Genomic DNA, 6,000 nt, shown 5'->3' with positions numbered 1-6,000 from the left:
CGTCCGGCACCCCCTCCGCTCCGTCCGGCACCCCCTCCGCTCCGTCCGGCACCCCCTCCGCTCCGTCCGGCACCCCCTCCGCTCCGTCCGGCACCCCCTCCGCTCCGTCCGGCACCCCCTCCGCTCCGTCCGGCACCTCCTCCGACTACGCAGGCGCCTCCGGCTCGGACGACACTCCGGATCCGGACACCTCAGGCCCGGGACAAACCACATCGGATCAGAACACCTCGGGCCCCGGATACACCGCGTCGCACCTGGACACCTCCGGGCCGGGTTACACCGTGTCGGATCTGGACAGGCCCGCCGCCGACTCCGGCGACACCGTGACCGATCTGGAGAGGCCTGGTTACGAGCCCGCAGCGAGCGCGGCCTCTTCGGCTGAGACCATGCCGTCTCTCGAGCAGCCGAGCACCATGCCGTCACCCGCCAGCTCTGTGCGTCCGGCCACCACCCAGGCCGAGGCCATGGAGGAGGCCACCGTCGCCATCCCGCTGTCAGCCGTACGGGCTGCGGCCGGCAAGCCCGCCTCCGCCGCGCCCACCCGAGCACCCAGAAAGCCCCGAGCCACCAAGGCCAAGCCCCCGGTGACCGACCCCGTCACACCGGAAACCCCCACCCCGTCACCCGGCCCTCAGCCCACCGCCTCCGCAACCACGGCCTCAGCCTCGGTCTCAGAGACTCCGCTCTCCGAATCCCCCGTCTCGGAAGCCCCGGTGTCGGAGACTCCCGTCTCGGAGACCTTCACACCGGAAGTCCCGGCCTCGGCTGTGACCCCGGAGGCCGAAGCGGTCACGCCGCCCGCTCAAAGCAAGCCCGCCAGGACGTCCACCTCGACCAGGCGCACCACTTCCTCCGCCTCTTCCTCCACCTCGACGAAGCGCGCGACCCCGTCCACCCCGGCGAAGCGCGTCAGGACGTCGACCGCAAAGCCCAAGCCCGCGCCCGCCGAAGCGGTACCCGCTGAAGCATCCCTGGCCGAGGCCCCTCCCGCCGACTCCCCTGCGACCGGCTCTTCCACGGCAGAGAGCACCCCGATCGACTCCTCCACGACCGGCTCCCCCGTGACGGAGAACCCGGCGACCGAGGGCACCGCAGCCGGTACGCCGACGGCGGCACCCACAGAGGCGGCCACTTCCGACACCGCCACCGCCACCAAGACGCCTGCGGCTCCCAAGCCGACTCGGACGAGGCGCACCACGACAAGAACCCCCAAGGCCACAACGACCACGGCCGAGTCCCCCACCCCAACCGGATCCACCGATCCGGCCGCAACCCCCGCCCCCGCCACCCCCACCAGCGAGGACGTACCTCCGAACTCGTAACCCAACGCCGGCGCCCCACCCCGGGGCGCCGGCTCCCCCGACAAACCACCACCTGAGCGATACAGCCAGCGAACGCCCACCCCAAGAAGTCCAGCAACTCACGCAAACGCCCACCGGCCAGCCGCCGCACGAGGCGGCGGTTTCGGGGCGTGGCGGCTCGGGGTGTTGGGGGGGTGGGTGGGGGGTGGAGGGGCTACCTGGGAGTCCGGTTGGGGCGTGGACCCCGTAGAGTCGTGCGGTCGGCCGGAAGGCGGTCGGTACGGTCCAGGCGCGCCTCAATCCACTACGGGGCGCACACCCTAGTCAAGGAGCACACGTGGCACTCGAGAAGCCCGAGATCGACTTTCCGGAGGGCGACGCGCCGGCGGATCTCGAGATCGTAGACATCACCGTGGGAGACGGTGAGGAGGCCAAGTCCGGGCACATGGTGAACGTGCACTACGTCGGCGTCGCGTTCTCGACCGGCGAGGAGTTCGACGCGTCGTGGAACCGCGGCGACTCGTTCCAGTTCCCCCTCGGTGCCGGCCGCGTCATCGCCGGCTGGGACCAGGGCGTCGCCGGGATGCGCGTCGGCGGACGCCGCCGCCTCACGATCCCGCCCCAGCTCGGCTACGGCAACCGCGGCGCGGGCAACGCCATCAAGCCGGGTGAGACGCTGATCTTCGTGGTCGACCTCCTCGGCGTGAGCTGACCACCCGGCTCGACGGCCAGGCGAGCGGTCGACGACCCTCCGCGCCGGGCGATCCATCGCGCGTCCATCGGCGCCGGGGCGCCACGCCTCCTCCACCACGGTGTCCACCTGACTGACACCGGCCCGGTGAAACACGGCAGGCGCCCCGGCTCCGACCCCACGACCACGAAGTGCCGTCTCGGATTCGGTCCGTGGTCCGTTGTCTAGGGCTGGGGGGTTTCTCGCTCGGTGGAGGGCTTCGTCGGATATCTCGTGCATATCGCTACCTGTGGGAGCGGGGCGGTGGCTGAACTGGCACGATGAGAGTTGTGTTGCTCATCGATCTCGCACGCACCTCGGCCGCCGTCGCGGCGGACTCGGCTCGCCTCGCCAAGATCCGTCACCTGGCCGAGCTGCTGAGCAGGGTCGCCCCCGACGAGGCCGAGATCGCGGTCGCGTACCTTTCGGGGGAGCTTCCCCAGCGGCAGATCGGCGTCGGCTGGCGCACCCTTCAGGACCTTCCCGAGCCCCGCCAGATCGCCAGCGCGACCCTCACGCACGTCGATGACCTGCTCAGCCGTATCAAGGCCCAGGCCGGACCGGGTTCCCAGGCGGCGAGGAAGGACCTGGTCGAGGAGCTGTTCCGCGCGGTGACCCGCCAGGAACAGTCGTTCCTGCTCCGCCTGCTGGGCGGCGAACTACGGCAGGGCGCCCTGAACGGGGTCATGATCGAGGCGGTCGCGAAGGCGGCCGGGACTCCCGCGGCCGAGGTACGGCGCGCCCTCATGCTGCGGGGATGGCTGCCGGCGGTGGGCGCCGCCGCGCTGACCGGGGGCGTGGAGGCGCTGCGGTCCTTCCGCCTGGAGGTGGGCCGGCCCGTCTCCCCCATGCTGGCCCAGAGCGCCCCGAACGTGAAGGCCGCGCTGGACAGGCTCGGCGGGGAGGCCGTGGCGCTGGAGTGGAAGCTCGACGGGGTACGCGTGCAGGCGCACCGCTCGGGCCCGGAGGTCAAGGTGTTCACCCGGACACTCGACGACATCACTGCCCAGGTACCCGAACTGGTCGAGGCCGTGCTCGCGCTCCCGGTCGATGACATCGTGCTCGACGGTGAGGTGATCGCCCTGCGGGCGGACGGACGGCCGGAGCCGTTCCAGGTGACCGCCTCCCGGGTGTCCAGCAAGATCGATACGGCCACGCTCCGCGAGACGACCCCGTTGAGCGTGTTCTTCTTCGACGCGCTGCGCGTCGGCGGCCAGGACCTGCTCGAACTTCCCGACAGCGAACGGCACGCGGCGCTGGTGCGAGCCGTGCCCGAGGAACTGCTGACCCCGCGTCTGGTGACCGCCGATCCCGAGGAGGGCATGGCGTTCTTCGCGGACGTCCTGCGCCGAGGGCACGAGGGCGTGGTGGTGAAGTCGCCCGGCACGCTGTACGCGGCGGGCAGGCGGGGCGCGGGCTGGGTCAAGGTGAAGCCCCGTCACACGCTCGACCTGGTCGTCCTGGCCGCCGAGTGGGGGCACGGGCGGCGCGAGGGCAAGCTGTCGAACCTGCACCTCGGCGCCAGGGATCCGGAGTCGGGCGACTTCGTCATGCTGGGCAAGACGTTCAAGGGCCTCACGGACGAGCTGCTGACCTGGCAGACCGAGCGGTTCCTCGCGCTGGCCGATGGGCCGAGCGACGAGTGGGTGGTCAGGGTGCGTCCGGAGATCGTCGTCGAGGTCGCCTTCGACGGCGTCCAGCGATCGCCGCGCTACCCGGGGGGTATGGCGCTGCGATTCGCCCGTGTGCTGCGCTACCGCCCCGACAAGCGCCCCGAAGACGCCGACACCGTCGACTCCGTGAGAGAACTCCTCTTCTAGTCTTCTAGCCCCTTGGCGGCCCCCACCCCGCTGACGGCCATCGGGTAAGCCGATCTCAGCTCTAGAAGCGCGCCCAAGTGGCCGCCGCCTTTAACTTCTCATCAACTTCCCGCCCCCTCCCCCTCCCTCCCCTCCTGCGACGTGCACCCTCCACGGACACTGTGGTCGGCGGCGGCGGAGGGCGGGCCCGGTTCGGCGAACCTACCCACGACGGCAGGTACCGCGAGTCCGCGCGAACTCCTCTCCCAACCCACCCCGCGCCTTGCCGCGAGCCCGCGCAAACCCCGCGCCCAGCCCACCCCGCGCCCGCACGGACTCCCTTTCCAGCCCACCCCGCGCCTTGTCGCGGGCGCGCGGGTGGGGGGCGAGGGGCTCTCGTGATCACTTTTTGTGGTGGGTTGTGATCAAGCTGTTAGTGACTTACGTCACTTTACGTGGGCTTTGAGTACTTTGCATCGTGTTTGTCCCATATGGTACCGGAAATTACTTAACGACTCCTTTATGCCAAGTGCGTAGATAGGACGGTCCGTAGGCGCTTCGGTCGTGTCTCTTCGGTCGCTCGTGAGCGCCCGCCGTCCATGTCCTCCCCCTACCTAGGACGTGGTTCTTCTTGGACCTGAACGATCCCCCCACCCACCGGCGCAGGACGCTCGGCTCGCGAGTGCGCCTCACCGCGCGGCGCAACTGGTTCTCCCTCGTCACCGCTTCAGTGGTGCTCGTGGCCGCGGCGGCCGGTATCTGGATCGCCGTGGACAGCGGTGAATCCCCGCTCACCACCACCGCCGCCGGGCTCGGCCCGGACGGTCGTACGTCCGCCACCGCTCCCGCCACGGACCAGACCGGCTCGGCGCTGCCGGCCGACCCCTTCGCGGCGGGGACGGCAGGGCCGGCTCCCCGCACGGCCGCGTCGCCGCGACAGGTCCTTCCGGTGCCTTCGGCGCCCGCCTCCGACGGGACGGCCCCCCTCGCCGCTACCCGGCCCTCCCCCGAGGCCACCCCCTCGGCCGGCCGGTCCGGAGACGGCGGCACCTCCACGCCCGCGCCGGAGGCCTCGGCTTCCGTGGCAGCGGGTGCCGACGGCGCCCCCGCGCCGAAGAAGACCGCCAAGGCCAAGAAGGCCGTCAAGAAACCCGCCGCCAAGGTCCGGGTCCTGGCGTCCGGCACCTGCGGGGCGTCGTTCTACGACGAAGGCCAGATGACGGCCAGCGGTGAGCGTTTCAACCCGAACGCCATGACCGCCGCCCACAAGACCCTCCCGCTCGGGAGCCGCGTCCGCGTGACCAACCCGGGTAACGGCAAGAGCGTGACCGTCCGCATCAACGACCGCGGCCCCTACGTCGGCGGTCGCTGCCTGGACCTCTCACGTGCCGCCTTCGACGCCATCGGGAACCTCGACGCCGGGGCGATGACCGTGAAGTACGACGTCCTCGCCCGATGACCTACATCTCACGCGTTGAGAGGGGCGGGAGGTCACTTGATGACGCGGACGGTCAGGGGGTAGCGGAACGGCGACTCGCTGACGGCGGCCACGGCCCCGACGATGCCGAGCACGAAGGCCGCGATCCAGATGAACGGCACAAGGACGATCCCGATGATGGTGAACGGCAGCAGGATGGTCGCGCCGAGCACGGTCAGGTGGAAGTTGAGCGACTCCACCGCGTGGCGCCGGATGTAGGGCGAGGTCTTCCCCCCGGTCAGCAGCATGATGAGCGGACCGATGATGGACAGGCCGCACAGCGGGAGCAGGTGAGCCGCCACGGCGCCGAGCCTGTCCCCGCCCGTGACCGCGGACGCGTAGCGGGGATCCCTCGTCATCGGCCGGGGCGCGGGGGCCGCGGGCCGTGCCGGGAACAGGTCGTACATGATCGGCGCGAGGTCGCCGTGCGTGCGGGCCGTCATCGCGAGATGGACCCGCTCGTCGAACTCGTCCTTGTCCAGACGGCCTTCCGCGTACGCGTTGGTGACGTGCTCGACCACGTGGTCGCGGTCCTGGTTGGTCACTCGGAGCTGAGGGTGTGGTGCCGGCCCCCACCCTCCAGCGGACGGTGTCGCCAAAGGTCTCACTACCCCTGCCATGGTGGTCGTACCTTTCCTTCAGAATGGTCGCCCTCTCATTCTTGGAGTCATGACGGGTGCGGTCTATCCGGAA

Annotated in this window: 5 protein-coding genes; 3 read left to right on the top strand and 2 right to left on the bottom strand. The window is 70.7% G+C overall.

Features of this window, described 5'->3' with window-relative positions; translation table 11 throughout:
• Positions 1 to 802: 802 nt before the first annotated feature.
• Positions 803 to 1,327, bottom strand: coding sequence for a hypothetical protein (locus NYZ98_RS18170; RefSeq protein WP_262843993.1), 525 nt, complete (start codon positions 1,325 to 1,327; stop codon positions 803 to 805).
• A 311-nt stretch (positions 1,328 to 1,638) separates the two neighbouring features.
• Between NYZ98_RS18170 and NYZ98_RS18165 the strand changes: the two genes are divergently transcribed.
• From NYZ98_RS18165 to NYZ98_RS18155, 3 genes are all read left to right on the top strand, one after another.
• Entirely contained in the window at positions 1,639 to 2,013 is a 375-nt protein-coding gene (locus NYZ98_RS18165) for an FKBP-type peptidyl-prolyl cis-trans isomerase (RefSeq protein WP_262843992.1), read from the top strand.
• Between the two features lie 308 nt (positions 2,014 to 2,321).
• The gene (locus NYZ98_RS18160) at positions 2,322 to 3,851 is read left to right on the top strand and encodes an ATP-dependent DNA ligase (protein WP_262843991.1); all 1,530 of its coding nucleotides are present in this window, start codon (positions 2,322 to 2,324) and stop codon (positions 3,849 to 3,851) included.
• Between the two features lie 610 nt (positions 3,852 to 4,461).
• Positions 4,462 to 5,289: a septal ring lytic transglycosylase RlpA family protein gene (locus tag NYZ98_RS18155; protein ID WP_262843990.1), complete on the top strand. Its 828-nt coding sequence runs from the start codon at positions 4,462 to 4,464 to the stop codon at positions 5,287 to 5,289.
• Positions 5,290 to 5,321: 32 nt separating this feature from the next.
• Here the strand turns inward: NYZ98_RS18155 and NYZ98_RS18150 are convergent, their stop codons facing one another.
• Positions 5,322 to 5,852 carry a DUF1707 and DUF4870 domain-containing protein gene (locus tag NYZ98_RS18150; protein ID WP_262843989.1) on the bottom strand — a complete coding sequence of 177 codons (531 nt, stop codon included), beginning with the start codon at positions 5,850 to 5,852 and terminating at the stop codon, positions 5,322 to 5,324.
• Positions 5,853 to 6,000 lie beyond the last annotated feature (148 nt).

Source organism: Sphaerisporangium corydalis, assembly GCF_025506355.1.
GTDB classification, from domain to species: Bacteria; Actinomycetota; Actinomycetes; order Streptosporangiales; family Streptosporangiaceae; genus Sphaerisporangium; species Sphaerisporangium corydalis.
Note: the sequence above shows the minus strand (reverse complement) of the source record. Positions and strands in the feature narration are given on the sequence as shown.